27 protein-coding genes are annotated in these 26,103 nt (G+C 57.1%); 18 read left to right on the top strand and 9 right to left on the bottom strand.

The annotated features are described in order from the left end of the window. Window positions 1-46 precede the first annotated feature (46 nt). Window positions 47-922 (bottom strand): fumarylacetoacetate hydrolase family protein, encoded by an 876-nt coding sequence (locus ACIY1O_RS08780; protein WP_397474715.1) that lies wholly within the window; start codon window positions 920-922, stop codon window positions 47-49. Window positions 923-956: 34 nt separating this feature from the next. Then, on the bottom strand, window positions 957-1,685 hold the full coding sequence (locus ACIY1O_RS08775; protein WP_397474714.1) for a GntR family transcriptional regulator: 729 nt from the start codon (window positions 1,683-1,685) through the stop codon (window positions 957-959). A gap of 283 nt (window positions 1,686-1,968) precedes the next feature. Between ACIY1O_RS08775 and ACIY1O_RS08770 the strand changes: the two genes are divergently transcribed. The 7 genes from ACIY1O_RS08770 to ACIY1O_RS08740 are packed head-to-tail and all read left to right on the top strand — an operon-like array spanning window position 1,969 to window position 8,030. Then, the gene (locus ACIY1O_RS08770; RefSeq protein ID WP_397474713.1) at window positions 1,969-2,385 is read left to right on the top strand and encodes a RidA family protein; all 417 of its coding nucleotides are present in this window, start codon (window positions 1,969-1,971) and stop codon (window positions 2,383-2,385) included. A 44-nt stretch (window positions 2,386-2,429) separates the two neighbouring features. After that, complete coding sequence (locus tag ACIY1O_RS08765; RefSeq protein ID WP_397474712.1) at window positions 2,430-3,410, top strand: acetamidase/formamidase family protein; 981 nt, start codon at window positions 2,430-2,432, stop codon at window positions 3,408-3,410. A gap of 52 nt (window positions 3,411-3,462) precedes the next feature. Beyond that, entirely contained in the window at window positions 3,463-4,686 is a 1,224-nt protein-coding gene (locus tag ACIY1O_RS08760) for an ABC transporter substrate-binding protein (protein WP_397474711.1), read from the top strand. A gap of 24 nt (window positions 4,687-4,710) precedes the next feature. Next, window positions 4,711-5,577, top strand: coding sequence for a branched-chain amino acid ABC transporter permease (locus ACIY1O_RS08755; RefSeq protein WP_397474710.1), 867 nt, complete (start codon window positions 4,711-4,713; stop codon window positions 5,575-5,577). Next, complete coding sequence (locus tag ACIY1O_RS08750) at window positions 5,577-6,638, top strand: branched-chain amino acid ABC transporter permease (RefSeq protein ID WP_397474709.1); 1,062 nt, start codon at window positions 5,577-5,579, stop codon at window positions 6,636-6,638. Before ACIY1O_RS08755 ends, ACIY1O_RS08750 begins: the two co-directional genes overlap by 1 nt. After that, entirely contained in the window at window positions 6,628-7,347 is a 720-nt protein-coding gene (locus ACIY1O_RS08745) for an ABC transporter ATP-binding protein (protein ID WP_397474708.1), read from the top strand. The genes ACIY1O_RS08750 and ACIY1O_RS08745 overlap by 11 nt, the downstream gene beginning before the upstream one ends. Next, complete coding sequence (locus ACIY1O_RS08740; protein ID WP_397474707.1) at window positions 7,344-8,030, top strand: ABC transporter ATP-binding protein; 687 nt, start codon at window positions 7,344-7,346, stop codon at window positions 8,028-8,030. The genes ACIY1O_RS08745 and ACIY1O_RS08740 overlap by 4 nt, the downstream gene beginning before the upstream one ends. 18 nt (window positions 8,031-8,048) lie before the next feature. Here ACIY1O_RS08740 and ACIY1O_RS08735 read toward each other — a convergent pair whose 3' ends face one another. The 4 genes from ACIY1O_RS08735 to ACIY1O_RS08720 form a co-directional block, all read right to left on the bottom strand. After that, window positions 8,049-8,336 (bottom strand): metal/formaldehyde-sensitive transcriptional repressor, encoded by a 288-nt coding sequence (locus ACIY1O_RS08735; RefSeq protein ID WP_397474706.1) that lies wholly within the window; start codon window positions 8,334-8,336, stop codon window positions 8,049-8,051. A 9-nt stretch (window positions 8,337-8,345) separates the two neighbouring features. Next, window positions 8,346-9,455 carry an S-(hydroxymethyl)glutathione dehydrogenase/class III alcohol dehydrogenase gene (locus tag ACIY1O_RS08730; protein ID WP_397474705.1) on the bottom strand — a complete coding sequence of 370 codons (1,110 nt, stop codon included), beginning with the start codon at window positions 9,453-9,455 and terminating at the stop codon, window positions 8,346-8,348. 124 nt (window positions 9,456-9,579) lie between these two features. Continuing rightward, window positions 9,580-10,377, bottom strand: coding sequence for a sulfite exporter TauE/SafE family protein (locus tag ACIY1O_RS08725; RefSeq protein WP_397474704.1), 798 nt, complete (start codon window positions 10,375-10,377; stop codon window positions 9,580-9,582). A 19-nt stretch (window positions 10,378-10,396) separates the two neighbouring features. Further along, window positions 10,397-10,867, bottom strand: coding sequence for a MarR family winged helix-turn-helix transcriptional regulator (locus ACIY1O_RS08720; protein ID WP_397474703.1), 471 nt, complete (start codon window positions 10,865-10,867; stop codon window positions 10,397-10,399). A 123-nt stretch (window positions 10,868-10,990) separates the two neighbouring features. Here ACIY1O_RS08720 and ACIY1O_RS08715 point away from each other — a divergent pair, with 123 nt between their 5' ends. The 8 genes from ACIY1O_RS08715 to ACIY1O_RS08680 all read left to right on the top strand — a co-directional run bounded on the left by ACIY1O_RS08715 (window position 10,991) and on the right by ACIY1O_RS08680 (window position 19,945). Beyond that, entirely contained in the window at window positions 10,991-11,980 is a 990-nt protein-coding gene (locus ACIY1O_RS08715; RefSeq protein WP_397474702.1) for an ABC transporter substrate-binding protein, read from the top strand. Between the two features lie 93 nt (window positions 11,981-12,073). Continuing rightward, complete coding sequence (locus ACIY1O_RS08710) at window positions 12,074-13,066, top strand: 3-keto-5-aminohexanoate cleavage protein (RefSeq protein WP_397474701.1); 993 nt, start codon at window positions 12,074-12,076, stop codon at window positions 13,064-13,066. Window positions 13,067-13,194: 128 nt separating this feature from the next. Beyond that, a complete protein-coding gene (locus tag ACIY1O_RS08705) occupies window positions 13,195-13,959 on the top strand; it encodes an ABC transporter permease (RefSeq protein WP_397474700.1) in 765 nt (254 codons plus the stop codon). An 8-nt stretch (window positions 13,960-13,967) separates the two neighbouring features. After that, window positions 13,968-14,756, top strand: a complete 789-nt coding sequence (locus ACIY1O_RS08700) for an ABC transporter permease (RefSeq protein ID WP_397474699.1) — start codon at window positions 13,968-13,970, stop codon at window positions 14,754-14,756. Beyond that, window positions 14,753-15,640: an ABC transporter ATP-binding protein gene (locus tag ACIY1O_RS08695; RefSeq protein ID WP_397474698.1), complete on the top strand. Its 888-nt coding sequence runs from the start codon at window positions 14,753-14,755 to the stop codon at window positions 15,638-15,640. Before ACIY1O_RS08700 ends, ACIY1O_RS08695 begins: the two co-directional genes overlap by 4 nt. 214 nt (window positions 15,641-15,854) lie before the next feature. After that, on the top strand, window positions 15,855-16,370 hold the full coding sequence (locus ACIY1O_RS08690; RefSeq protein WP_397474697.1) for a (2Fe-2S)-binding protein: 516 nt from the start codon (window positions 15,855-15,857) through the stop codon (window positions 16,368-16,370). Window positions 16,371-16,388: 18 nt separating this feature from the next. Next, on the top strand, window positions 16,389-18,653 hold the full coding sequence (locus ACIY1O_RS08685) for a xanthine dehydrogenase family protein molybdopterin-binding subunit (protein WP_397474696.1): 2,265 nt from the start codon (window positions 16,389-16,391) through the stop codon (window positions 18,651-18,653). Further along, window positions 18,650-19,945 carry a c-type cytochrome gene (locus ACIY1O_RS08680; RefSeq protein ID WP_397474695.1) on the top strand — a complete coding sequence of 432 codons (1,296 nt, stop codon included), beginning with the start codon at window positions 18,650-18,652 and terminating at the stop codon, window positions 19,943-19,945. Before ACIY1O_RS08685 ends, ACIY1O_RS08680 begins: the two co-directional genes overlap by 4 nt. A 101-nt stretch (window positions 19,946-20,046) precedes the next feature. On the opposite strand, the gene ACIY1O_RS08675 is transcribed toward ACIY1O_RS08680, so the two are convergent. Next, window positions 20,047-21,522: an MFS transporter gene (locus ACIY1O_RS08675; RefSeq protein WP_397474694.1), complete on the bottom strand. Its 1,476-nt coding sequence runs from the start codon at window positions 21,520-21,522 to the stop codon at window positions 20,047-20,049. Window positions 21,523-21,811: 289 nt separating this feature from the next. Here ACIY1O_RS08675 and ACIY1O_RS08670 point away from each other — a divergent pair, with 289 nt between their 5' ends. The 3 genes from ACIY1O_RS08670 to ACIY1O_RS08660 all read left to right on the top strand — a co-directional run bounded on the left by ACIY1O_RS08670 (window position 21,812) and on the right by ACIY1O_RS08660 (window position 25,216). After that, the gene (locus ACIY1O_RS08670) at window positions 21,812-22,366 is read left to right on the top strand and encodes an NADPH-dependent FMN reductase (RefSeq protein ID WP_397474693.1); all 555 of its coding nucleotides are present in this window, start codon (window positions 21,812-21,814) and stop codon (window positions 22,364-22,366) included. A gap of 174 nt (window positions 22,367-22,540) precedes the next feature. Then, window positions 22,541-24,010 (top strand): sensor domain-containing diguanylate cyclase, encoded by a 1,470-nt coding sequence (locus tag ACIY1O_RS08665; RefSeq protein WP_397474692.1) that lies wholly within the window; start codon window positions 22,541-22,543, stop codon window positions 24,008-24,010. Between the two features lie 36 nt (window positions 24,011-24,046). Continuing rightward, the gene (locus ACIY1O_RS08660) at window positions 24,047-25,216 is read left to right on the top strand and encodes an MFS transporter (protein ID WP_397474691.1); all 1,170 of its coding nucleotides are present in this window, start codon (window positions 24,047-24,049) and stop codon (window positions 25,214-25,216) included. 35 nt (window positions 25,217-25,251) lie between these two features. Here ACIY1O_RS08660 and ACIY1O_RS08655 read toward each other — a convergent pair whose 3' ends face one another. Both ACIY1O_RS08655 and ACIY1O_RS08650 read right to left on the bottom strand, forming a co-directional pair. Next, the gene (locus ACIY1O_RS08655; protein ID WP_397474690.1) at window positions 25,252-25,728 is read right to left on the bottom strand and encodes an SgcJ/EcaC family oxidoreductase; all 477 of its coding nucleotides are present in this window, start codon (window positions 25,726-25,728) and stop codon (window positions 25,252-25,254) included. A 134-nt stretch (window positions 25,729-25,862) separates the two neighbouring features. Then, window positions 25,863-26,039: a hypothetical protein gene (locus ACIY1O_RS08650; RefSeq protein WP_397474689.1), complete on the bottom strand. Its 177-nt coding sequence runs from the start codon at window positions 26,037-26,039 to the stop codon at window positions 25,863-25,865. Window positions 26,040-26,103 lie beyond the last annotated feature (64 nt).

Raw genomic sequence — 26,103 nt, 5'->3', positions numbered from 1 at the left:
CGGAGCAAGCTGAAAGCTGTGGTTGTGCAACCGTTGGGCGGGAAACTTAACGTACGGTATTGGACAGACGTCCCAGGCCATCGATCTCGATATCGACAACATCGCTCGGGCTGAGAAAGCGCGGCGGCGTAAACCCTATTCCGACCCCTACCGGCGTGCCCGTAGCGATGATGTCACCCGGGAGGATTCGCGTGCCTGCGGATAAGGTCTCGATCAGCGTTGGAATATCAAAAATCAAGTCTTTTGTGTTGGCGTTTTGCCTGAGTTCATCGTTGACCCAGCACTTGACATTGAGATTCCCGCCGTCGATTTCGTCGGCCGTGGTGATCCATGGCCCCATCGGGCAGGAAGTTTCGAACGATTTGCCCAGGAACCATTGCTTATGCTTGCCTTGCAGATCGCGCGCCGTCAAATCATTGATGATCACATAACCGAACACATAGCCCATTGCCTCATCTTTACGTATACCCAGCCCGGCCTTTCCTATGACGACCCCTAATTCGGCCTCGTAATCCAATTGCTGGCTGCCTCCGTTTGGATAGCCGATGGGCGTACCGGTTGCGACAACGGTTTCGGGCATTTTCGTAAAGAGGATGGGAGCGGACGGCACGGCATCCGCAGCTCCCGAAGCACTGCTGTCAAACCCGCTGCGGGTGAACTCGTGTGCGTGGTCAAAATAATTCTTACCTACGCAGACGATATTGCGCCGCGGGCGGGGCAAAGGGGCAAGGAATTGCAGCTCTGAGAAAGCCACGTGTTGGTCGTCGAACTTGAGTTGATCCCTGACTTCCGGGTAAGCGGCGATGAGCGCCTGCATGTCAGCGGTATCGGCTCCGGACACCAGGCGGGTGGCAGTTTGGCTTTCTTCATGTACCTGTGCAATGACAGTTACGCCGTTGTGAACAATAGTTGCCAACTTCATAGTCGTTTTCCTTTGGTTCTTGGATGGGCGGGGGTTAACCCCCTTTGGGATCGTCGGACGATGGCTTGTCGGATTGGCCGAGCTGTTGTAGGCCAGTTAACAAGCGCTTGCGAGTATGTTCGGAGTGCAGTCGTGTCAACGAAAGGAATTTGTCCTGGTCCCCTAGAACAAACGCTTGTGCAAGCTCGGTATGTTCGGTTTGTGCTTGGCTGACATCTCCGGTGAGCCGTATTTCGGTGCGGATATAGCCTTCGATCATATTTCGCGAATGCTGCAGCGCCTTGAGATGATGCGGACATTGAGCGGGTGTAAGCAAGGCATCGTGGAACTTCATGTGGAGCTCAAACCATTGCGCCAGAGCGTCGTCGTCATGCTTTTCTGCCAACCGGCGCATGTTGGTGGCAATTGAGTAGACATTTGCGATGTCCGCCTCTGTGCGTCGCGCGATGGAGCGTCGCGCCAGCTCAACCTCGAGCAGGATGCGCAGATCGAATACCTCAATGACTTCTTCGCGATCAAGTTCGGCAATGGCATAGCCGCGGCGAGGATGCAGCACAAGTATGCCGTCTGCCTCCAGACGAGGCAGGGCCTCGCGCAACGGACTGCGGCTGACCCCAAGACGGGCTGCGACCTCGTCTTGTCGAAGCATCTGCCCAGGCATGAAGACGCCGTTGAGTATGGCCTTGCGTAATTCTCGATAGACCACTTCGGGCAAGGTTGGGCTGCTGATCGAATCTAGTGTTTCGTTGTGTTCTTGGGGCATGGCGGTGTGTCTAGTAAAGGAGCATCAAGTTTAATTGATGAGCGGCTTACTAGGTATTGTATAAAATATTCTATGCTCTTGCTTGGTCCGGAAAATTTGTAAGATAAGCAGAGTATTTATGGTTTTCTACCTTAAATACATCAGGGTTAACTCCCATTACTTCAAATTGTATAAAAAATATAATGAAGTTGTGGGTGGCAGGAAAGCACCCGGAATTGCGTTGGATTCTACGGCCCAGGCCATCTGGGGCTCGAACGTTCTACGCGCTTTTAAAGGAATAGAGATGACAAATCAGGTTGAATATTTCAATCCTCCCGGTGCTTGTCCAGCGCAAGGGCTGTACTCACACGTTGGCCGAGTAACCGGGGGCGAGGTTCTGTATGTGGCGGGCCAGTTGTCAGTGGCCGCCGACGGTAGCGTCGCTGGCAAAGGAGACTTCGAAGCGCAGATGCGCCAAGTGTTCAGCAACCTCGGAGATGTGCTCAAAGGCATGGGGTTGGGGTTCAAGGACGTAATCAAGTTCACGACGTTTCTGGTTCATTCGCAGCACATCGAAATATTCATGAAGGTACGCGCAGAGCTTTTCCCGCAACTGTTCGAAGGAGGGTCGTATCCGCCCAACACATTGCTGGTGATCGACCGGCTGGTCAAGGAAGATTTTCTGTTCGAGCTTGAGTCCATCGTTCGGGCGCCGGCCTGAATATGTTGCTTAGTTGAGCAACGATAAAAAACAGGAGACGGATAGTGGCTCATCATCTTTTAGAGGCTACGCCTGAGTCGGTTGGCTGGGGGTATTGGGATGCCACCAGGCCACCGGCCCTCGAAATCGATTCTGGTGATACTGTCACCATCGAGACGCTCTCAGGAGAGCACGAAGATCTGCCGCAGGCTGGTAGTGGATACACGGTTTTGCCAGACCATCGTGCGGTGGTTGAAGGAAAATCCGGTGGGCCCGGCCCTCACTTGCTGACTGGACCGATCTACGTTCGCGACGCGACGCCCGGAGATGTTTTGCAGGTTCAGGTAAATAAGATCGCATTACGGCAAGATTGGGGTTGGAACGTTCAAATCCCATTACTGGGCACCTTGCCCGACGAATACCCCGACTTCCGGCGAATCTACACGCCCATCGACCCCGACAGCGGCAAGGTTTCATTGCCTTGGGGCCAACAGTTTCAATGTCGCCCATTCTTCGGCTGTATGGGTGTGGCGCCGCCCTTGCATCATGGCCGTCTTTCGTCCATCGAGCCGCGGGCCTTCGGTGGCAACATGGACAACAAAGAGCTAGGGGCTGGCGCCACTATTCAGTTTCCTGTATTTACGCCCGGGGCGTTGTTCTCGGCAGGAGACGGCCACGCCCTGCAGGGCGATGGTGAAGTCTGTCTAACGGCGGTGGAAACCGCGCTCACCGGAACGTTTACGTTTCGGCTGATCAAGGCAGGGCAGCTCACGCGTCCGCGGGCCGTCACTCAGACTGATCTGATCACCATGGCGTTTGACGAAGACCTTGACGACGCGGCTAGGTCGGCGTTGCGCGAAATGATCGACCTTATTGTGCAAACCACCGGTTTGTCACGTGAAGACGCCTACACCTTTTGCTCTATTGCGGCCGATTTGCGCATCACGCAAACGGTCAACCGGCACAAGGGCGTGCATTGCATTGTTGCCAAAAACAACTTGCCCGACGCGGGGCAGGGCCTGAACCGCTTGTTCTTGTTCGACTGAACTTGAGCAAGATGTTCTGCACTACATGACACCATAAATGGGGGAGACCACCATGTTTTCAAATAACCGACGCAACCTGCTAAAAGCCGGCGCAGCGACCATTGCTGCTTCATATGCTCCAAGCATATTGGCGAAGAACGACACTATAAAAATTGCTTCGATTTACGATCTGAGCGGGGTGCTCGATAGCTATGGCACCCCAATGGCTCGTATGGTCACCATGGCTGTCGATGAAATCAACGAGTCGGGCGGCTTGCTGGGACGCAAGGTTGAGCTGGTCGAGTTCGACACACAATCAAACAACCAGTTGTATGGGCAGTACGCGATAGAAGCCGCTACACGGCACAAGGCGAGCGCCGTGTTTGGCGCCGTAACATCAGCTTCCCGAGAGGTAATGCGTCCACTGCTCTCACGGCACCGCACCTTGTATTTCTACAGCACTCAGTATGAAGGCGGCGTTTGCGACCGGAATACCTTCATGCTTGGCACGACTCCAGGACAAAAGGCCGTAAAAATTGTGCCCTACGCAATGGAAAAATTCGGTAAGCGGGTATACGCCGTAGCTGCTGATTACAACCTTGGCCACATCATTACCAAATGGCACAAGCAAGTCGTCGAAGAGCATGGCGGCTCCTTGGTGGGGGTAGAGTTCTTCCCCTTGGAGCAAACCGATTTTGGCCCTTCGATTCAAAAAATCCAGGCCATGAACCCTGATTTCGTCATGGCGGACCTGGTTGGCAGCAATCACAATGGTTTTTACAGGCAATGGGCGGCTGCGGGCTTGAATGACCGCATCGGCCTGGCATCGACCATTTTCGGCACCGGTAACGAACAAATATTCACAAACCCAAGAGAGCACAACGGTATATTGACAAGCGCCTGCTACTTTCCAGCCATTGACACGCCCGAGAACAGGGCCTTTCTAGAGCGCGCCGAACGCTATATGCCTAGTAAGACGGCGCCAATGAACGAGCTGCCCGCCATGAGCTACTACGCGGTAATGCTTTGGGCCAAAGCGGTCAAAGAGGCTGGAAGCGCTGAGCGGATGGCCGTGACCGAGGCGCTTGAAAGTGGATTGAGCTATGACGGCCCGGCAGGTTCAGTGACGGTACATGGCCCCAGCCACCACGTATCTCATGATATCTATATTGCGGAAACCAAAGACCAGCAATTCGAGGTACGTGAAACCCATCAGAATCTACCGCCCTCCGATACGGCAGCCGTCTGCGACTTGTTCAAGAATCCCAATGAAAACCGTCAATTCACACCAGTTTAACCACTGACTGATTACGGGTTTCTTATGGATTACACACTGGTTCTGGTCATACAGACGTTGTCCATGGTCGCCACGCTCTTTTTACTGAGCGTGGGTCTGGCCGTCATTTTTGGCATGATGCGCGTCATTAATTTCGCTCATGGCGAGTTTTTCATGATTGGCGCATATGTGGCGGTGTTGGCGGTTAATCATGGTGTCAACTTCTGGCTGGCGGCGTTCTTGTTGGCGCCTCTTGTCGTCGGGTTGATTGGCTGGGTGGTCGAGTGGGCCGTTATACGATGGCTGTATGGTCGGGTCATCGACACCATGCTGGCTACCTGGGGTCTTAGTTTATGCATGATGGGCGCGGTCACTCTGATCTTCGGCAATACGGTGACCGGCATTTCAGCACCCCTTGGGGCGGTGTCGATCGGCCGATACTCTTTCAGCGCTTATGGGTTGGTATTAATCGTACTGGCGGTCGTCATTTTCGTCGCGCTGTATCAGCTGTTACGGCACACCTCGGTTGGGCTGATAACACGCGCGACGATGCAGGACCCGGCCATTACCGCAGTTCTTGGGATGGAACCACGTCGGGTCTACAGCGCCACTTTCGTTTCTGGGGCAATGCTGACCGGCTTTGCCGGAGCGTTGATAGCTCCGATGACAAGCGTCACGCCCACGATGGGGCTGGCTTACATCGCCAAAGCGTTTATCACGGTGATATGTGCGGGACCATCCGTTTTGACCGGAACCATCATGGCATCGGGGCTCTTTGGCTCAATGAATAGCCTGGTTACGTTCTTGTCCTCGCCGGTATTGGGAGAAATCGCGTTGCTTGGCGCCGCGATCTTGTTGCTACGTTTCTTGCCGATAGGCATTACGGGGCGATTCAAAGGGAGGAAAATCTGATGCCGAGCCAGAGCTTGCCTGTTTCGGCGGATGAGCGCCGTAAAATTTTAGGTCGGCAGCCCGAATACGCTGCGTTCATGGCGCTGTTTGTATGCGGGCTGTTGGCGTGGTTGATGCCTCAATATGCCGAAATCTATACCCTCATCACAGTATCCATCTTTGTATGCATGTGCATCTTGTCACTTAGCTTGGGACTGGTATGGGGATATGGGGGAATTTTCTGCCTGGGCCAAGCTGCCTTCTTCGGGTTGGGCGGTTACGTCTACGCTATCGCTGCCTTGAACCTGGAAAATACTCTGATCGGGGCTCTGGCGGCTATTTTGTTACCGGCTTTGTTTGCCGCGATGGTGGGATATTTCCTATTCTGGGGCCGCATCGGAGATGTCTACGTCGGCGTCATAACCTTGACCATTACACTGATATTCACGCAGTTCCTGAACGGCTCTGCAGGGGATGCTTATCGTATCGGAGTCGTGCCGTTGGGCGGATTCAACGGCATACCAGCGACACCCCAGCTTTCGCTGTCAGGCAGCCTGAGCGAACCGTTTTCCATAGAGACCATTTTTCGCATCATTGTGCTGGCTTTGGGAATAACCTACGCCGGTTGCAGGTTCTTCTTGCGGTCTACCCTTGGGAAGTCGATGGTAGGTGCTCGGGAAAACGAAACCAGGATGGCGCTTCTGGGATACGACACTCGCGTGGTCAAGCTGGTTGTGTTTTGCGTTGGGGCGGCGATGGCCGGCATGGCCGGGATGTTGTTCGCCAATTGCCTGACGGTCACACCCAATATGTTCAGTCTGTCCAATACAGTTTATATCGTCATCTGGGTGTTGATCGGCGGGCGTGGAACCTTGCTTGGTCCCATCGTAGGGTGCTTGTTTGTCCAGCTTATGTCCAGCTACCTCGGTAAAAGCGGTGTTTTGAATCCAGAGCTGATATCAGGGGCGGTGTTGTTGCTGTTTGTATTGTTGATTCCGAACGGCCTTGTGCCCAGCTTCATGAGACTGGGCGGAACTCGGCGCCAGGTTGAGTTTCTTCGGAGGCGTTCCGATGGTGTCTGAGTTGGTATCTGTACGTGGCTTGACGATGCGCTTCGGCGGTGTAACGGCCTTATCGAACGTCGATTTCCGTCTCGGCCAGAGCGAGCTGTGTTGCATCATAGGCCCCAACGGCGCTGGGAAAAGCACGTTCTTCAAATGTCTCACGGGCCAAGTCTTGCCGACCATGGGCGAAATTTTATTCGAAGATCACAGGCTCAGCACCCTTTCCTCGCATGAGATCGCACGGCTTGGCATTGGCATAAAAACACAAGTGCCAAGCGTTTTCAACGGGTTGTCCGTTGCTGAGAATGTGTTGATGTCGTTGCGTAGGGTACATCCAAGGCCGCTCCAGGAAGGCCGGCTCTGGGAGGTCGCCGAGCAAACTGGCATAGTCGATATTCTTGGTGAGCAGGTCGAAACGCTGGCCCATGGTCAACGTCAGTTGGTCGAGCTGGCGATGGTGATGGCCCCTAAGCCGAAGCTCATACTGCTGGATGAACCGGCGGCCGGCCTTACCCAGCACGAGGTGGGGCGGCTAGCCGAATTGGTCCGTCTAGTCTCATCCCAGTGCGCGCTGATTGTCGTTGAACACGACATGTCGTTCATCCGTTCTATCGCAAGCCGTATCGTGGTATTTAACCAAGGGTCGGTGCTTATGGACGGTATGGCGCAAGACGTGTTGGAAGACGAGACGGTCAAGAATGTATATCTTGGAAGGCAGGAAGCATGAAACCATTGCTGGAAGTTCAGGGCTTATATTCAGGCTATCTTGGTATACCCGTGTTGAGCGGCGTCGATCTGGATGTTCAAGCGGGCGAGTTTCTTGGAGTGTTCGGACATAACGGCATGGGCAAGACAACTTTGCTTCGTACAATAATGGGCGAAGTAAAGACCCAGCGCGGAAGCATCCAATTCGATCAGCGACCTATCCATGGTCTGCCAGTGGCCCGCCGTGCAAAAATGGGTCTGGGATATGTGCCGCAAGGGCGCCGGATATATGCCGATCTGACTGTACGCGAGAATCTCAAAATGGCCGCACTAGCCGTCAGGGCTGCCTCCAGCATGGTGGATGAGGTAGTCGATTCATTGCCCAGATTGCGGCCCATCCTGGATCGGATCGGAGGAGTGCTGTCGGGCGGCGAACAGCAGATATTGGCGCTGGGGCGCTGCTTGGTTTCAAATCCGCGAATGATTCTATTGGACGAGCCCACTGAAGGAATACAGCCGTCTATACGTGACGAAATCATTGATGTTCTACACGGCCTGCGCAAACAGCGTGAGCTGACGATAATACTCGTCGAACAAAATCTTAATTTTCTTGAAGCGCTGGTTGATAGGCTTGTCGTATTGCAAAAAGGTGTGGTGCGGACCGATATTCAGGTATCCGATCTTGCCAACCTGCTGGCAGGCTGAGATTGTCGCTCACCCTGCTTACTTAAGGTAAGTACGCAGAATCTTCATTAGCGCTTCGATCTCTTCATCCGGATCGATCTGTACGTTCGCTGATTCTATTCTTGAGGTGCCGAACAGCTCGCGAAGATGGCTGTCGAGGACTTCGGCCATGAGGCCGTTCGCCGCGCCCCGAAGCGCGGCGATCTGCTGCAGCAGGGCGCTGCAGTCGGTTCCTTCTTCGACAGCCCGCTCAAGGGCCTCGGCCTGGCCCTTGATGCGGCGCAAGCGCGTGACGGCGCGCTTTTTGTCTTCCGGCGAGTGAGGCATTCGAGTTCGCTAGTAGTTGATCACCGTGCGGATGGACTTGCCGGCGTGCATCAGGTCGAATGCTTCGTTGATGTCGTCCAGCGGCAGGGTGTGCGTGACGAACGGAGCGAGGTCGATGTCGCCCTTCATGGCGTCCTCGACCATGCCGGGAAGCTCGGAGCGCCCCTTGACGCCGCCGAACGCGGTGCCCAGCCAGCGGCGGCCGGTAACCAACTGGAAGGGGCGGGTGGAGATCTCCTGGCCCGCGCCGGCCACGCCGATGATGACCGACTGGCCCCAGCCCCGATGGGCGCACTCGAGGGCGGCGCGCATGACGTTGACGTTGCCGATGCATTCGAAGGAGTGGTCAACGCCCCATTCTGTCATTTCGACAATGACCTGCTGGATGGGCTTGTCGTGATCCTTGGGGTTGATGCAGTCGGTGGCGCCAAAGACTTTGGCCAGTTCGAACTTGTCGGGGTTGGTGTCGATGGCGATGATGCGTCCCGCCTTTGCCTGGCGGGCGCCCTGGATCACGGCCAGGCCGATGCCCCCAAGTCCGAACACCGCCACGCTGTCGCCGGGCTGCACCTTGGCGGTGTTGTGCACCGCGCCGATGCCGGTGGTGACGCCGCAGCCCAGCAGGCAGACGTGCTCTGGATTGGCATCGGGGTTGATCTTGGCCAGCGAGACCTCGGCCACGACGGTGTATTCGCTGAAGGTGGAGCAGCCCATGTAGTGGTAGATGGGCTTGCCGTTGTACGAGAAGCGCGTGGTGCCGTCGGGCATCACGCCCTTGCCCTGGGTGGCGCGAACGGCCACGCAAAGGTTGGTCTTGCCCGACTTGCAGAACAAACATTCGCCGCATTCGGCGGTGTATAGCGGAATGACGTGGTCGCCGGGTTTGACGCTGGTGACGCCCTCGCCGACTTCGACCACGATGCCTGCGCCCTCATGGCCCAGGACGGCGGGAAAGACACCTTCGGGATCGTCGCCGGACAGCGTGAACGCATCGGTATGGCAGACGCCGGTACTTGTGATCTTGACGAGAACCTCGCCCTTGCGGGGCGGCTCTACATCTATCTGGACGATTTCCAATGGCTTTCCGGCCTCGAAAGCTACTGCTGCGCGTGATTTCATGGCTTGGTCCTTAAAGAAAGAGGAACAGAGCAAGCGGCGTGTGGCTGCTTGATTGACATAGCGGGAAGACCTGCGTGGACACGGTCGGTGCTTGATATTTTTGCATACTGCAGGGGAGTATACTTCAACTCCAATAAGTCCACAGCATTTTTGTTGCCAGCGCGTATAACAGGCAAGCAAAGATTCTGCGCAACGAGCGTACCGGAACCCGGTTGGAAAGCCGTGCGCCCATCGGGGCGGTCAGGATGCTGCCGGCGCCTATTCCCGCCAGCGCGGAAAGCGATATGAAGCCCAGTGCGTCTACAGGCAATGTGTCGATTCGCCAGCCGGAAATTGCATAGCCAATTGTTCCCACGACGGCTATTGGAATGCTTAACGTTGCCGCGGTGCCGATGGCCCTGTGGATCGATGCGCCGTGCCACAGCATGAAAGGCACTGTAAGAAACGCCCCCCCGCCGGACACCAGGCCGCTGAGTATGCCGATGGCCACGCCGGCCATGACGACAATGGAAGACCTGATGGATGTGGCTGTCGACTGGGGGCGTTTGTTCAACAATATCTGTGTGCCGCCCGCATAAACGATCACCGCGAATATCATGGCCAACTGCTTTTGTGGTATCCATCCTGAAGCGAGTGTCGCGGCCAAGCTTCCGATCACCATGCCGGGCGCGATCTTGCGGGCGAGGTCTAAATCGACGTTTCCCAATTTGTAGTGCTGCAGTCCGCTGGAGGAGGACGTCAGAACGATGGAGGCCATGGCGGTTCCCAGTGCAAGGTGGATCACATGGTCTGGAGCAATCTGTTGGGCGGTGAATACGATGGCCAATACGGGCACCAGGGTCATGCCGCCCCCGATGCCGAGCAGGCCCGCCAGAAACCCGACAGCCGTTCCTATTGCAAAGTATGTAAGAAACCAGGCCATGTCGTTCTTATGCCGGCAGTCATCGAGCAAGCTCCAGCCGCTCACATAGAGTGTTCAATGCATTTCGCAACATGGCCCGTTCGTCCGCATTCAGTTTTTCCAAAACTGACGCTTCGAAAGCCAGTATCTTGGGCACTATCTTGCTGTGCGTGTTTAATCCTTTATCAGTCAGCCGCAGGGGTTTGCGCCGGCGATCCCGCTCGTCCACCGCCCGCCGCAAGAAGCCTCGCCTGACCAGCTCGGTTACCGCGCGATGGATTGCTACCTCATCCAGCCGGCATGAGTTTGCAATCTCGATGGCCGTGTCGCATTTGCCCGATGCGACGCAGGCAACGACGCGCCATTCGGCGAGCGTCAGGTCGAAAGCCGAATAAATCTTGAGCAGTTCGTCTCCAAAGTAGCCGGACAACAAGACTAGCTGGAATGGAATGAACTGGTCGAGAAGTAAATCGGACGTTTGCTGTTCTACGGATGCCTTATTGGTAGTCACATGAATACTCCGGGTAAATACTGAATCAGTACTGTTGACACTTTCAAAACAAAGTATAAACTTACAAATGAAAGTGTCAAACAAATCTATATCGATAGACCTAATCACTGTTAGGAGGATGGCATGCATCACAAGGCGTTCAGTTCTCTGGCTGCAATTATGGCAGCGTTTCTATTGCTTACCGCTTTGGGCTCGTTTCAGTCCGCGCACGCCCAGGAAAAGCTGACCATCCGCATCGGAATTCAACCCAACATCCTGCCGGAAGCCATCCTCAGAGCGAATCAGACGCTAGAGCAAAAATACGGTGATGTCTATGAGATCAGGTGGGTAGATACAACCCATGCCGGGGCAGCCATCGAGGCAATGGTCGCAGGCTCGATCGATATAACGAACGCGGCGGCCCTGCCATTGATACTCGCTCATGCTCAGGGGCTGGATATATGGGGTGTCGCCGACTCGATAGGGGATGTCTCAGGAATTGTGGTTGGAAAGGATTCGGGCATAGACAGCGTTGCCGATCTGGCAGGAAAGACATTGGCGTATCCGGGTCGAGGTTCTTTGCAACAAGCATTGATTGAGGCCGCGTTGGAAGAGGGAGGTGTCGCGTCGTCGGAGGTACGGCTTGTCCGAGCCCGTTTTCCGGAGATGCCTCTTTTGCTTCAACGGGAGGCGGTAGACGGATTTTCGGGCACGGAACCGTTTATCTCGATGCTGCTGTCGCAAGGCGAGGGCAAGCTCTTGTACCGGCTCTCTGACAAGCTGCAGCAGAAAGAAAATACGATGATCATCGGGCAAATTGGGGTTCGGGGCGAATTTGCCCGCCAACATCCAGATGCTCTCAGGGCCGTGCTGGCTGAGTTTCAGGAGGCTTCGCGTTTTGTAAGAAGCAATCCGAAAGAAGCTGCGAAGGTATTCGCCGCCGTCTTTCCAACGGTGGTGGACGAAAAAAGCTTCACTTACGCCTTGGAACACGGCCTTGTTTATTTTGAAGACGTTCAGCCAAACAAAGACCAGTGGATCAAGTTTCTTGAGTTTTCGAACAAAGCGGGTTTGACCGAGATCGCTGATCCAGACGCGTTTCTTGATAGTTACCTTCATCCCGAGTTTTTGTAGCTTCAACGCTTTCGGAAAGTACGGCCCCTCGAATGAGATGTCGTGTTTTCTCTTCAACCAAGTTCGACATATTTCCCACTAAAGGAGATGGTAATGCGTGCTGAAAGTCCGAAGTTCCCGATTGAAGAAGAGCCTCAAATTCCAACCATGGCAAAGCCCTTGATCATCGAGAGCGCATTTCCGGGGTGGCTGCCGCCCAAGGTGAATCCTCACATTCCGCTTGATCCACGGTTGATCTCTCAAGAAATCATAGATTCGGTGCGTGCTGGTGCCGGAGCCATACACGTGCATCCGCGCGACCCGGCCGATGGTGCATTGCTAATGGACCCGCTCAAGCTGAAGGAGGTTATAGACCCAGTCTTTGACGCATGCGGTGAGGTATTCACCTGGAACCATACTTGGGTGGGAAAACCCATGGAGCCCATTACGTATGTCGATCACACCGAGGAAATATTGCACTTGGGCAATGGAAACAAATACTGCATGGGCAGTGTCGTGCTTATTACGGGCAACCCTGGCGCTCGCGACCAGACGCTTTTTGGCGACGAGCAGGCTGTGAAGGAAGGCGTGCCATATTTGGAGGAAAGGGGCATAAAACCGATCTTCCAGATTTACGATACACACGGCATAGAGTGGCTGGCCCGGGAGATCATCGAAAAAGGCTATGCCAAGTGGGCGCCCTTTATGTGTTGCCTGCATATGGGCAAGCACCATGCCAGCTACATCGGCCAGGATCCGTGGTCTCATCTGCAACTCATTACGAGTATCGGCGCTTTGCGCGCGGCAATACCCGATGCCATCATCGGCTTGCGAGCCGGCGGAAGGAATTGGCTGCCCATAACCACGACGGCAATCGCGATGGGAGTGGACATGGTCGGCATCGGCCAGGAGGATTGTCTGTGGACGTATCCACATAAAGATGAAATCATCACGACTAATTCGGATGTGATCCGCAAGGTTGTTGCAATAGCCACCGAGCTTGGCCGCGATGTGGCCTCGCCAAGGCAGATCAAAACAATTCTGGGCTTTGATCACCATGAGCCGGCGCAAAAACACGATCGAGCATTGTCCTTGAATTCACATTGAGCATTACCGATCGGGGGGCAGGCATCCGTTCTGCGTTGGGTGCTTGCCCCCCAACGGTGGCCGTGCGAAGCCATTTGGAACGGTATTCAACAGAAATGCATGGCGAGGCATTGTTGATGAGGATGGTTATGAAACGAACGACCTGGTTTTGTATCACCGTCGCAGCGCTGTTCGCCCTATGGTGGGGCATAACGACTTTCGTGCACGGTGCTCATCATGTCTTGCCGCGGCCCGAGGCGGTTTGGGCTGAAGCCAAGGTCCTGGCCATGTCGGGCGATCTTTCCGCTCATATAGCGGCCAGCTTGAGACGCGCCGTGCAAGGGTTCATCCTTGCCCTGCTTACCGGAATACCTTTGGGGCTGCTTCTAGGCCTATCCAAGCCATTGTTCAGGCTGTTCCAGCCATTGATCGAAGTGCTGCGTCCGATTTCCCCCATAGCTTGGATACCGTTGAGTGTTCTGTGGTTCGGCATCGAAGAAGGAAGCAAGCTTTTCATTATCTGGTTGATCGCATTCTTTTTCATACTGCTCGCCACGATCTCGGGCGTCGCCAACGTCAACCGTCGTTGGATCGAAGCCGCGAAGACCTTGGGCGCGTCTCGATTCTTCATTCTTCGGAAAGTCGTGCTTTTCGGTGCGTTGCCGCAGATTCTGGTGGGGGCTCGTTTAGGGCTGGCCGTGTCCATCGGTGGCGTTCTATTGGCAGAAATGATCGCGGCGGAATCGGGGATCGGCTTCATGATGGAGCGCGCGCGCGTTGTGCTGCAGCCCGAACCCGTTGTCATCGGGATGATTCTGCTGGCATTGATCGGATACAGCGTAAATCGTTTGTTGGTGCTTTGGGAGAATCGCCTGCTGCGATATCGCTCCTCTATTGGTTCCCCTGAAAAGTGAGCGGTGCCATGAAAGAATCCATCGCCACTGACAGCAGTCAGTTCGAGGTGTCCGCAAGCAGCTCCTTGGGATGGGGCATGTATCTGGTCGGGTTCATTGCTCTTGTGATTCTTTGGGCCTTGGCCTCTTTGATCGTGGACAGCAAGGTCTTCATGCCAAGCCCCATCAGGGTCAGCGAGGCCCTGTATTCTCTTGCCGGAGAAGGTAGATTGCAAGCCGAGGTTTGGGCGAGTTTCACGCGGGTGTTGGCGGGTTTCGGGCTCGGTGCGGCTTGCGGCTTGGTCGCCGGCATTGTTATTGGATTGGCCAAGCGCGTCGAAGAGGCTCTTGAGCCGGCAATCGAGCTTTTTAGGGCAATTCCTCCATACGCAATGATTCCATTTGCCCTTCTGGCGTTTGGCATTGGCGATTTTGGGAAAATACTGGTTCTGGCCTACGCAAGTTTTTTTCCCGTACTGTTAAGCACAGTCGGAGGAGTGACCGGCGTTCCGCTGAGGCTGATGGAGGCCGCTCGTACCTTGGGCGCATCCAGGTCATTTGTGATCAGCCGCGTGGTGTTGCCGGCTGCCGCCAGCGATATGCTTGTAGGCCTGCGCATGGGATTCGGCGCCGCTTGGATTGCGCTGATCGCGGCTGAAATGGTTGCCGCTTCAGATGGACTAGGTGGTCTTATTATCGATGCCCGCGAAACGCTCAATACCCCGGTGGTGATGGCGGGGATGTTGATTATCGGTTTGATCGGGTATGCATGCAATTGCATATTTCTAGGGCTTGAACGCTGGGGAGGAAGAAAATGAAGCCGCTCAAAAAGGAAGCGTGGTCATCCGATGCGACAAGCGCCTGCGGCGCGGACCGGATGATTTCCCCCGTTGCGCCGCAAGCCGGCGGCACTCATACGAATAGCGACACTATCATTAGAGTCGAGTCCGTAGGAAAAGTATGGGCCAAGACAAAAAAATTGGGTCAGGAAGTGGTGGCGCTTACCCCCGTCTCTCTGCAAATCAAGGCTGGTGAGTTCATCGTATTGCTGGGGCCGAGCGGTTGCGGGAAAAGTACGCTGCTTCGAATGATCGCGGGCCTGGATCAGCCGACTTCCGGCGGCATTTTTGTATCGAACCGGGAGGTTGCGGGGCCTAGTTGTGAACGAGGCATGATGTTTCAGGACTATGCCTTGTTTCCTTGGCGTTCCGTCTTCAAGAATATTACGTTCGGGCTCGAGGCGTGCCATGTCGATCGTGCAGAGCAAAACCGCATTGCGGCCGAGTTGATCGATTTGGTCGGCCTTACCGGTTTTGAAGAGTCGTATCCCGGACAGTTGTCGGGAGGGATGCAGCAACGTGTTTCATTGGCGCGTGCGTTGGCGAACGACCCGGAGGTTCTCTTGATGGACGAACCCTTTAGCGCGGTCGATGCCCAAACTCGGGAAACGCTGCAGGATGAGTTGCTGCGTATTTGGCGGCTCAAGGGCAAAACCATTGTTTTTGTCACCCACGATATCTCCGAGGCGGTTTATCTGGCCGACCGTGTCATCACCATGTCCGCTCGGCCGGGCAGGATCCGTAGCGATATGGTGATGGGTTTGCCGCGACCCCGAGATCGGGAAAGCAACGATTTCTTGGGCATGGCTCGCAGACTGAGGCAAGAACTGAAGCCAGACAGCGATATCTCCGCGCGGGAATAGTACTTGCTTTCGTTCGTCGAGCCCGAGCCGAGCCCTGTTGGCTCCCCGGGCGTCGATAAAGGAAGCGAGCTCGTGGACAAGCGAACATTGGCTATTGCTTGTAGTTTCTGCATCGCCTTTGCCGCCGAGGCCTACGCGCACGCAGCGCGAGGCGTCCGATCCGCCGACACCGGCCGTCCCGCACTTCGAGTCTGAATCTACCCGCACTTATCTTATGGCCAAAGAACGATTGACCCTGAATGTAAATGGAACCGACCGTGAGCTTGAAGTCAGGCCCGACGCCCCGCTGCTTTACATCCTGCGGAACGACCTTGAATTGAACAGTCCTAAATACGGTTGCGGCCTGGGCGAGTGCGGGGCATGCGCGGTGCTTGTCGATGGCGTGGCCGCGCGCTCCTGTCTTATACCGGTTGCCGGGATGCAGGGGCGCAAGATAACGACCCTTGAAGGGCTGGGAAGCTTCGACGAGCCTGATCCGATCCAGCAGTCCTTTATCGATCACCAGGCCGCCCAGTGCGGCTACTGCATCAGTGGAATGGTGATTGCCGCAAGGGCGTTGCTGGATCGCAACCCTTCGCCAAGCGAGGCCGAGATCAGGCGCGAGCTGGAATTCAACTTGTGCCGCTGCGGCACCCACGTGGAAATCCTGGCGGCGGTTCGCCAGGCCGCGCAAAGCCGCCAGCGGGTTGCTAGCGGGCAATCATCCACCGAAAACGCAACGGGACAATAGACGCTTATGACGGTCGCCATGCAGCCCGCTTCAGTTTCCCGCCGAGCCTTTCTCAAGGGCTCGGGTTGTCTGCTGATTTCATTTTCAATGCCTTTGGTTGTACGGCGCGCGCGGGCGGCCGGCCCGGCGATGGATGCCGGGTCGCAACTGGTTTCCAAGGATAAGGTGGATTCCTTCATCGCAATCACTGCCGAGGGTAATGTCGTTGCTTGCAATGGCCACGTCGACCTGGGCACGGGCATACGGACCGCGTTCAGCCAGATTGTGGCCGATGAGCTTTATGTGCCGATGGAGCGTGTTTCGATGGTGTTGGGAGACACTGATCGCACGCCTAACCAGGGGCCCACCATCGCCAGTGCCTCGGTGCAGTCGTCGGCGGTGCCCATGCGCCGGGCGGCCGCTCAAGCAAGGGAATTTCTACTTGGGCAGGCCTCGCGCAGGCTGGGGGTGCCTGTTGATCAGCTTACCGTGCGCAACGGTGTGGTCTCGCCGGCGGGAGCGGCACAGGGTTTATCCTACGGCGAAATGGTCAAGGGTGAAACCTTTGCGATGGAACTGTCCGAAGACGTTCCATTGAAAGACCCGGAAGATTACGACTACGTAGGAAAACCGGTGCCCCGGGTGGACATTCCGGCCAAGCTTACCGGCGGCCTGATCTACGTGCACGACATGCGTGTGCCGGGCATGCTTCACGCCCGTGTCGTTCGGCCTCCTTACCGGGGCAGGGATGGCGGCGACATGGTCGGCAACAGCCTGGAGGCCGTCGACAAAGAATCCGTGGCGCACATCGATACGCTGGTGGACGTGGTCGCGATCAAAGATTTCCTCGCCGTGGTCGCAGAGCGCGAAGAGGACGCCATCGACGCCGCACGCGCGCTCAAGGTTGCCTGGACTGCCCCGCCTCCGCTGCAAGACCTGTCCGATTTGGCCGAAGCGCTAAGAGCGAATCCTGACAAGGTGCGCCCGCTCGAGAAGAAAGGCGACGTGGACTTGGCCCTGGAAGGGGCGTCGCGCACCCTGCGCGCCACCTATGTCTGGCCTTATCAGATGCACGGCTCCATCGGGCCGTCCTGTGGCCTGGCGGACTGGAAGGATGGTTTGCTCACCGTCTGGAGCGGCTCGCAGAACCCGCACAATCTTCATTCCGACATCGCTGAACTGCTGGACCTGGCCGAAGAAAAAATACGGGTGGTACGGATGGAGGCCTCGGGCTGCTATGGACGCAATTGCGCGGACGACGCGGCGGCCGAAGCGGCATTGCTGGCGCATCATCTAGGCCGACCCGTCCGCGTGCAACTGATGCGAGAGGAAGAACATGCCTGGGAACCCAAGGGAACGGCCCAGCTTATGGAAGTTGTGGGCGGCATCACTGGCGAAAACACTTTGGCTTATCGGTTTACGACCCGCTATCCGTCCAATGGCTCTCCCACGCTTCCACTGCTCATGGTCGGCAAACAGTCGAACGCTCCCACTGTGTTTGAGATGGGCGACCGTACGGCGATACCCCAATACCGCTGCTCGGATACCGACATTGAAGCATTGGACATGGCGCCGATCGTGCGGGCTTCCTGGATACGGGGGGTGGCGGCCCTGCCCAACGTCTTTGCGCACGAGTCCTTCATCGACGAGCTCGCGGCAGCGGAAAAGGCCGATCCGGTGGAGTTTCGCCTGCGTTTCATGGAGGATGAGCGGCCTATCGCCCTGGTCAAGGCGGTGGCAGAGCGCGCGCAGTGGGCTCCCCGTCCGGCGCATCAGGGCAAGGATGGAGTGCAGAATGGCTTGCTGCACGGCCGTGGTTTTTCTCAGCACCAGTATGTGCATGGGGCTTTCCCGGGGGTGGGAGCATCATGGTGCGCCTGGGCCGTGGAAGTGGAAGTCAACCCGGCCACCGGCTATATCCGGGTCCGGAAAGCCGTCGTGGGGCAGGACTGCGGCCTGATGATCAATCCGGCCGGCGTGGTGCACCAGCTTCACGGGAATGTCATTCAAGCAATCAGCCGAACCTTGAAGGAGCAAGTGTCCTTTGACGAACGGGGCGTGATCGAGCTGGAGTGGGGAGCGTATCCCATTTTGTCGTTTCCGGAAGTGCCGGATATAGACGTCGTACTGATGCCCGACAATGGCAACCCGCCATTGGGCGCGGGCGAGTCGGCCTCTGTTCCCGGGGCGGCCGCGATCGCAAACGCGATCTTTGACGCCACAGGTGTGCGGCTGCGGCAAGCGCCGTTTACTCCCGAGCGGATGAGAGCGGCGCTATCCGCTCAAGGGGAGGATAAGGCATGAGAACGCGACGCGTCCGTTTCCTGGGCTGGTTCTTGATCTTGGCGTTGGTCGTGGCGGTTGCGCTGTTTGCCTTTGTGTGGAAGCCGGCCATCGCCCCTGTGCAGCGCCAGGACACCTTCCCGGAAGAACAGTTGCAAAGGGGCAGGAATGTTGCGGCGGCCGGCTTGTGCGTGGTGTGCCACACGACCGCGAACGGCGAGCGCAATGCGGGTGGGCTTCCCATGGACACGCCGTTTGGCACGATCTATACCACCAACATCACCCCCGATCCGGAAACAGGCATCGGGACATGGTCGTTCGAAGCCTTTGATCGTGCCATGCGGCGCGGCATTGCGCGCGATGGCAGCCATCTTTATCCGGCGTTTCCTTATACCCACTACACCCATACCAGTCCGGAAGATATGGAAGCGCTGTACGCGTACCTGATGTCCGAGCCTGCAGTGCGTGCCGAGCCGCCCAAGACCGAGTTGCCTTTTCCGCTGAACATCCGCTCGTTGATGGCGGGTTGGAATCTCTTGTTTCTGGATCGCGACCCCATCCAGCCTGTCGCGGAGGAGACAGAGGAATGGAATCGAGGGAACTACCTGGCGCGTTCGCTGGGGCATTGTGCGGCGTGCCACTCGCCACGCAACGCGTTGGGCGCCGAGAAAGAGGGCGAGCATTATCTGGCTGGAGGCGAGGCGGAAGGCTGGATCGCTCCGGCCCTGAACCACGATTCGCCGGCTCCCGTTGCGTGGACGGAAGACGCCCTGTTCAACTACCTGCGGCATGGCTTTGACAAAGAGCATGGGGCGGCGGCGGGGTCCATGGCTCCGGTGGTACGGGAAGGCACGGCCCGCATACCCGAAGCCGACACTCGGGCCCTGGCTGTGTACTTCGCCTCGCTGAGCGGGGACGGGGACAGCCGCGCGGGCTCCGCTGAGGAAATAAGGACGCAGGCCGCCGCCACGCTTTCGCCACCGCTTACCGAGGGGGCCAGACTGTTTGGTTCTGCGTGCCTGGTCTGCCACCATGCGGGCGATGGACCGATAAGCTTTGGGGTTCAGCCAGAGTTGTGGTTCAGTACATCGCTATATCTGGACGAGCCCGACAACGTCGTTCGCTACGTGCTGGACGGCGTACAGTCTCCCGCCGCCGACGACCTGGGTTATATGCCGCCTTTCCGGCATAGTCTCAACGACCGGCAAATTGCCGCGCTGGTCAATTACATGCGCACGAGCTTCGCCCAGAAGCCCGAATGGGAGGGCTTGGCCGATACCGTGGGGCGCATCAGGTCTGCGCCTGTGCGATGAACCCGTTGCATCGGGCGCTTGTGGAAAGCCTGTTCCCGATGCCCCCTTTCTACATGGGCGTTGGCGAGACGTTATGTGCGGTGTTTTCATACCGGTCTGTCCTACCCCCGATCATGCAGGTCCTTCAACGCCACCGCCAGTGTTAGCAGCACCACCAGCACAACCACGCCCAAGCCCACCATCATGGCCACCGCCCAAGACGAGGTGGCATCATGCGCCGCGAAGGCGGCTGCGGTGATCACGGCAATGCCTATCGAGCTGCCAATGCGCTGGCCGGTTTGCAGAATGGCGCCCGAGCTGCCGGCATAAGACAGAGGAACGTCGGCTAGGGTAAGCGCCTGGTTTGGGCTGATGACGTAGCCCTGTGCCAGACCGATGAAGGAGAGTGTCAGCACCAGCCACCAGATGCTGGCGATGCCTTTTTCTTGCAAGAAGGCGACCAGAATGCTCAAGCTCAGGCCGAGCAAGGCGAGCAAGATGCCGGCGATGACGATGCGTCGTCCAAAGCGCATGACGCGTTTGCCCGCCCAGTCGGCGGCATAGGCGGAAAGCAGCGCCGCCGGAACGCCAAGCAGGCCGGCTTCGAATGCGGTTTTGCCCACGCCCAATTGTGCGTACATCGCCACCAAGACCCAGACGCTCGTCATGCCCAGAAAGTACAGGGTCATGAGAGTCGTGCCGTTGGTGAAGCTCGAGATGTGGAAGATGTCCAGATCGACCATGGGACTGCCGCCCATGCGGGCGTAGCGGCGTTCCCACTTTACCCAGATGTAGACCAGCGCCAGGCCCGTGGGCAGGAACAGCCAGGTAGCCGGCGAGCTGCGCGCCTCCATGAACGGGAAAAGAACGCCCAGTACCGCCAGGCCCAGCAGGGTTGCGCCGACCGGGTCCAGTGCGCGCAGTAGGCTCTGTTGTTGTACAGGAAGATCGGGGTTCTTCGTATAGGAGAGCAGGGGACGTGGAAACCACATGACGCCCAGGACAATGGTTGCTATTCCGATGGGAACGTTGATAAGGAAGGTAAGCCTCCATCCCAGGTCGGGGCCCCCCATTTGAATGAGCAGGCCCCCAAGTACCGGCCCGATGGCCACCGAAAAGCCTACGACCGTACCCAGGTAACCGAAGGCCCGACCACGCTCGGCGCCCCGGAAGTACTGCTGGATCATGCCGATTCCTTGCGGACTAAGCAGGCCTGAGCCGACCCCCTGAACGAAGCGGGCGACATTCAGCCAGCCAGGGTCGGAAGCCAGCCCTGCCGCGACCGACGACAGCGTGAAAATCAACGTGCCGATCAGAAAGAGGCCGCCGCGGCCAACGATGTCACCGGCGCGGCCGGCGCTGACCAGAATAACGCCGAACATGAGGGCGTAACCCGACAACACCCACTGCAGGTCTGCTTGCGTGGCGTTCAGCCCATGCTGTATGGCAGGGATGGCTACGTTGACAATGCTGACGCCCACAAGCGACATGAAAAGCGACGCCAGAATAACGACTAGAACCCGCCAACGCGCCGGATCCGGCGTGAAGCTGGGCTTGCGTTTTCTACGGGCGGGTGTCGGTGCGGCAGCTTGGTTCATCAATGGCTTTCCTGGAGCTGGAGCATGACTGAGTTTTTATCGTCTAGCATTTGTTGATTCTTTTGGACGTACATCATATAGCTTCATACAAGGGCTTTCTACAAGCGGGTCCGGGAGCGCCGGCCGTTTTGTCGGCACTCTGATTGCTGGTAAATCGACTCTTGTCGCGCGCGCTGGGGGTATGCTCGGTGATGGTGCGGCCACGTGACCAGCATTATGGGCCATCTGGTCCAGAACTTCGCCCCCGGCGCGCAAAACGTCCCTGCAAGCGCTACTTACGAGGTAATCAATGAGCCAATTCAAGATCGCTGTCGTTGTCGGCAGTCTGCGTAAAGAATCGTTCAATTCCCGCCTGGCTGAGGGGCTGATGCGGCTGGCTCCGTCCAACCTGACGTTCACTAAACTCCGAATCGACGATCTTCCGCCATACGACCAGGACGACGACGCCAATCAGGCCGAATCCGTAAAGAGGCTGAAAAGCGAAGTCGCAGCCTCAGATGCCGTCCTGTTTGTTACGCCGGAGTACAATCGTTCGGTGCCGGGCGTGCTGAAAAATGCCATCGACCACGCTTCCCGGCCTTATGGCCAAAGCGCCTGGGCCGGAAAGCCGGCCGGCGTCATTGGGGCTTCCATCGGAAGCATAGGCACGGCAATGTCCCAGCAACACCTGCGCAATATCCTGGCATATCTGGATATGCCGACTCTTGCGCAACCTGAGGCATTCATCCATGTAACGGACGGTCTTTTCGAAGCTAACGGTGACATAGGCGCTGCCAGTCGGGAGTTCCTTCAAAACTGGATAAATGCTTTTGCCGATTTCGTCGCGCTTCGTGTAAAGCGCTAGCTCGTCGCTCTTTACGTGCCATTCCGGTATTATCTTGCAGAAAGACCCTGCACATTGGCAACCAGCGTGATGGGTGCGCTCGGGGGCAACAAGGCACGAGAGGATTGAGCTATGGCGAGCATCCAGCAGCCGAACGCAATGCAGCATATTGCGCAATTAAAACATTGCAAAACTTTGCCAACGTTACCAACTGTAGCAATTCGTCTCATCGACCTGGCCGAGCGAGCTACCTCCACGCTTGACGATTTTGCCGAACTGGTCACTTATGATCCGGCCTTGGTCGGAAAGCTATTGCGTACGGCGAACTCGCCTTTTTACGGCCAGTGGCGCAAAGTAACGGGCCTATCCGATGCTATTGGGTTAATGGGCCTTAATGCCACTATTTCGTTATCGCTAAGCTTTTCCCTGCGTGGTCTGTCTGATGGTGATGGGGCGCTGGGCGAGACGGCCTACTGGACGCGTTCACTTCTTACCGCCTTGGCGGCACGAACAATCGCCGTCGAATTGAAAGAGGCGCAGCCCGAAGATTTTCTTTTATCGGGGTTGCTGCAGGATATCGGCGTGCTTGCCATGTCAGCCATGTTTGGCAGCGCCTATGTCAATATCTATAAAGACAGCGCTGACCATTCCAGCCTGCTCAAGCAGGAAAAGGCGGTTTACGGTTTAAACCATGCCGACATAGGGGCCCAGTTGCTCAAGCAATGGCGGCTGCCTGAGCGCATCTACGAAAGTGTGCGCCGCAGCCATGAGGTCAGGCCGGCCATGTCTCCGGGGGCCGCCGACATCGGGCACCTTTCGGCTTGCGTGGCGGCGGCTGCCAGCATCGCAGACGCTTGGGTGCAAGGCGCGTCAACCGAAGCGTTCAGCAACGCATATCGATCAGTGAAGTGGTACCTGGCCATCAGCCCTGAGCGCTATCAGAAAATCATTACCGCCATGAGCGACCAAATGCCCGAAATGGAGGCGCTGTTCGAGTTCGATCTCATTGATCCCGCCCACTTGGAAAGCATCCAGGAAAGCGCCCGAGAGCTGCTGATCATGCGCAACTTGCGCCTGTCCGAAGAGTCCGTCCAGGCGAGTACGCAGATTCAGACGCTCGAGCGGCGTATCGCCATGCTCGAGTCGCATGCCCAGCGCGACCCGCTAACCGGCCTTTACAATCGAGTCTATCTCGAGCGCCAGCTCAGGCTCGAATTTGACCGCGCGATGCGAGAGCAACTGCCCTTGTGCGTGGCCTACATTGATGTCGACCGCTTCAAGACGTTCAACGACACCTATGGCCACGCCGTCGGCGATCAGGTGCTTATCAACATTTCCCACCGGATGCTGTCCGTGGTTCGGCTCGGAGATACCTTGGCCCGCTATGGCGGCGAAGAGTTCGTGGCGTTGTTTTCCGACACCCGTCTTGAAGAGGCCCAAGAGGCGCTCCAACGCATGTTGGCCGTGGTACGCGGAACCCCCTGCCTTACTTATGACGGCAAGGACACGCACGTAACGTTTTCGGCCGGCGTCGCCATGCTCGCGCCCGAAAACCCGATCTTTCACGATCCGCTCGAGTTGCTCGAGGCTTCCGATCGGGCGCTTTACCAGACCAAATCAAGCGGGCGGGGGCGAATCACGGTGTATGAGCCGGGCCGGAATTAACGTATACGAGCCGTTTCGCCCCGCAATGAAGAGACCATGACGCAGCATCCCAAGTCGTCCAAGACGAGCACTTCCGCCCATCGTATTCCCAGATCCGTTTATGTGCTCACAGGCTGCGTAGGAGTAATCGGAGCCAATTCCTTGGGTCTGGGCCCCATAGCGCCCGAGGTGGCGCGCACTTTCGGCGTCGATGTGGCCACGACCATGCTGGCCACGGCCGCTTTCGGTTGCGGCGCTGCACTCAGCTCCGTGTTCCTGGCCCCCCGGATAGACCGGCTTGGCGCCTATCGCATGTTGCGTCTGTCCATGCTGGTGCTGCCGCTCGCTTTGCTTGCCAGTGCATTGTCGTTGTGGGTGGCCATGTTGATCGTGGCTCAGTTCGTGGCGGGCCTGGCATCGGGCGTGGCGTTTCCGGCCATATACGCGGGTGCGGCAGGGCTGGCGCCGCGTGGACGCGAAAGCAAGACTATCGGGCTTGTCATGTCGGGGTGGATGTTCAGCATGGTGGCAGGCGTGTCGCTTTCGGCCATTGTTGCCGACCTTACGCACTGGCGCTTTGTATACGGCCTTGTCGCATTGCTGGCTGGGGCGATGCTGCTATTGCTATCGCGGCTGAATCTGCGCGACACGGTTTCGACGGGCGAGACGCCCTCACCGCTTTCAGCGCTGTCCTTGCCTGGCATCAAGCTGCTTCTGTTTGCCAACGGTGCGCTCATGACGGCGTTCTACGGCCTGTATGCCTACCTGGGCGATTATTTTCATAGCAGCCTGGGTCTGCCTATCCGGGCGAACGGGCTCATTACACTGGCATATAGCGTCGGTTTCGGCGGCGGAATTCTGGCGGGCGGCTTGGTGAATCGCGCCGGCGTGGACAGGGTGCTGCCGGCTGCCCTGTTCTTCGTGACAGTGGTCTATCTGCTGTTCGGGCTGCTGGGCGATGGCATGGTCGCGATATTGTGCCTGCTGGTTGCGCTGGGCTTTGGCAATTTTTATAGCGTCAATTTGCTTATCGTCAGGCTGACCGCCGTCGATCCCGCCAAACGCGGCACCATTATGGGCTTGCAGACCACGGTTACCAACCTTGCCGTGTTCGCGGGAGCCAGCGGCTTCGGACTGATCTATTCCGCCGGCGGTTTCGTTGCCATGGCATACACCGGCATGGTCTTGGCGTTTGCTGCCGCAATAGCCGGCAAGATGCGCAGCTAAGGCCTGCTTAAGGACTATCGACAGCCCGGGGCACGCTATTTTTCCGGCATCGCTGATGAGTGATGGCTGGTAATCAGCCACTGCCCGTCAGTCCATTCGTATGTGTAGGTATAGCGGGCTGCCACCTTGTTGCCTGTAGCGCCGAAAGTAAAAGTATAAAGGCCGGCATCTACCGCCGAGTTGCAGCCGATGGTTATCATTCTTGCGTTTATTGTTCCGCTAGGCCTGTCGGCCAGGAAGTGTTGGAAATAATCTTCTTGTTCCGCCGCTGTTTGCCTGGCTCGATTCGACATGGTCGGAAGCAGGATGGAGCGCTTGGCGTAGTTGGAAACGACTTTCTTCGGATCGCCGGTTTGCAGGGAAGCGTTCCAGCGATCAAAGAGGGCGGCGATATCTTGTTGGCTGGCCTGTTGGCAGCTTTGCGCGCCTGCCACCTGGGTATCGGAGGGAGCTGTGGCGCATCCCGCAAGCCCCAGGCTTAACACCGCGGCCAGGACGAGTGTGTGCTTCATGATGATTCCTTTTATCAAAGACGAATTCAGATTCGACCTAGGAAGAAGCGTCTCTGCTGGGGCGCGGCCACGGATGCATAGGCCGACGGGTTCAAAATTTACCAGTATTTACTAAATATTTCTACTGGTGAGCTCTATGGGACCACATTGCTGGCGGGCATGCCTCCTTCGTTCTCCATGCGCGAGATCTGTTTGGAGTCTGATCGGGTGAACTTCAGGCGCACGCCGGCGCCGCCTGAGCGGGATGCAAGCCTGCCGACCGTGATTTCAACAAGGATGCGGGCAGCGCCGCATTGTGGTCCGGTGATCATTTGTGCTCCTGTTGTAGGCGATGTCCTGGATGGCGGGAGATAAGCAATTCGACCGCATTATTGT

This window comes from Pusillimonas sp., assembly GCF_044464525.1.
Classification (GTDB): Bacteria; Pseudomonadota; Gammaproteobacteria; order Burkholderiales; family Burkholderiaceae_B; genus Pusillimonas.
This window is presented reverse-complemented; position numbering and strand designations above follow the sequence as displayed.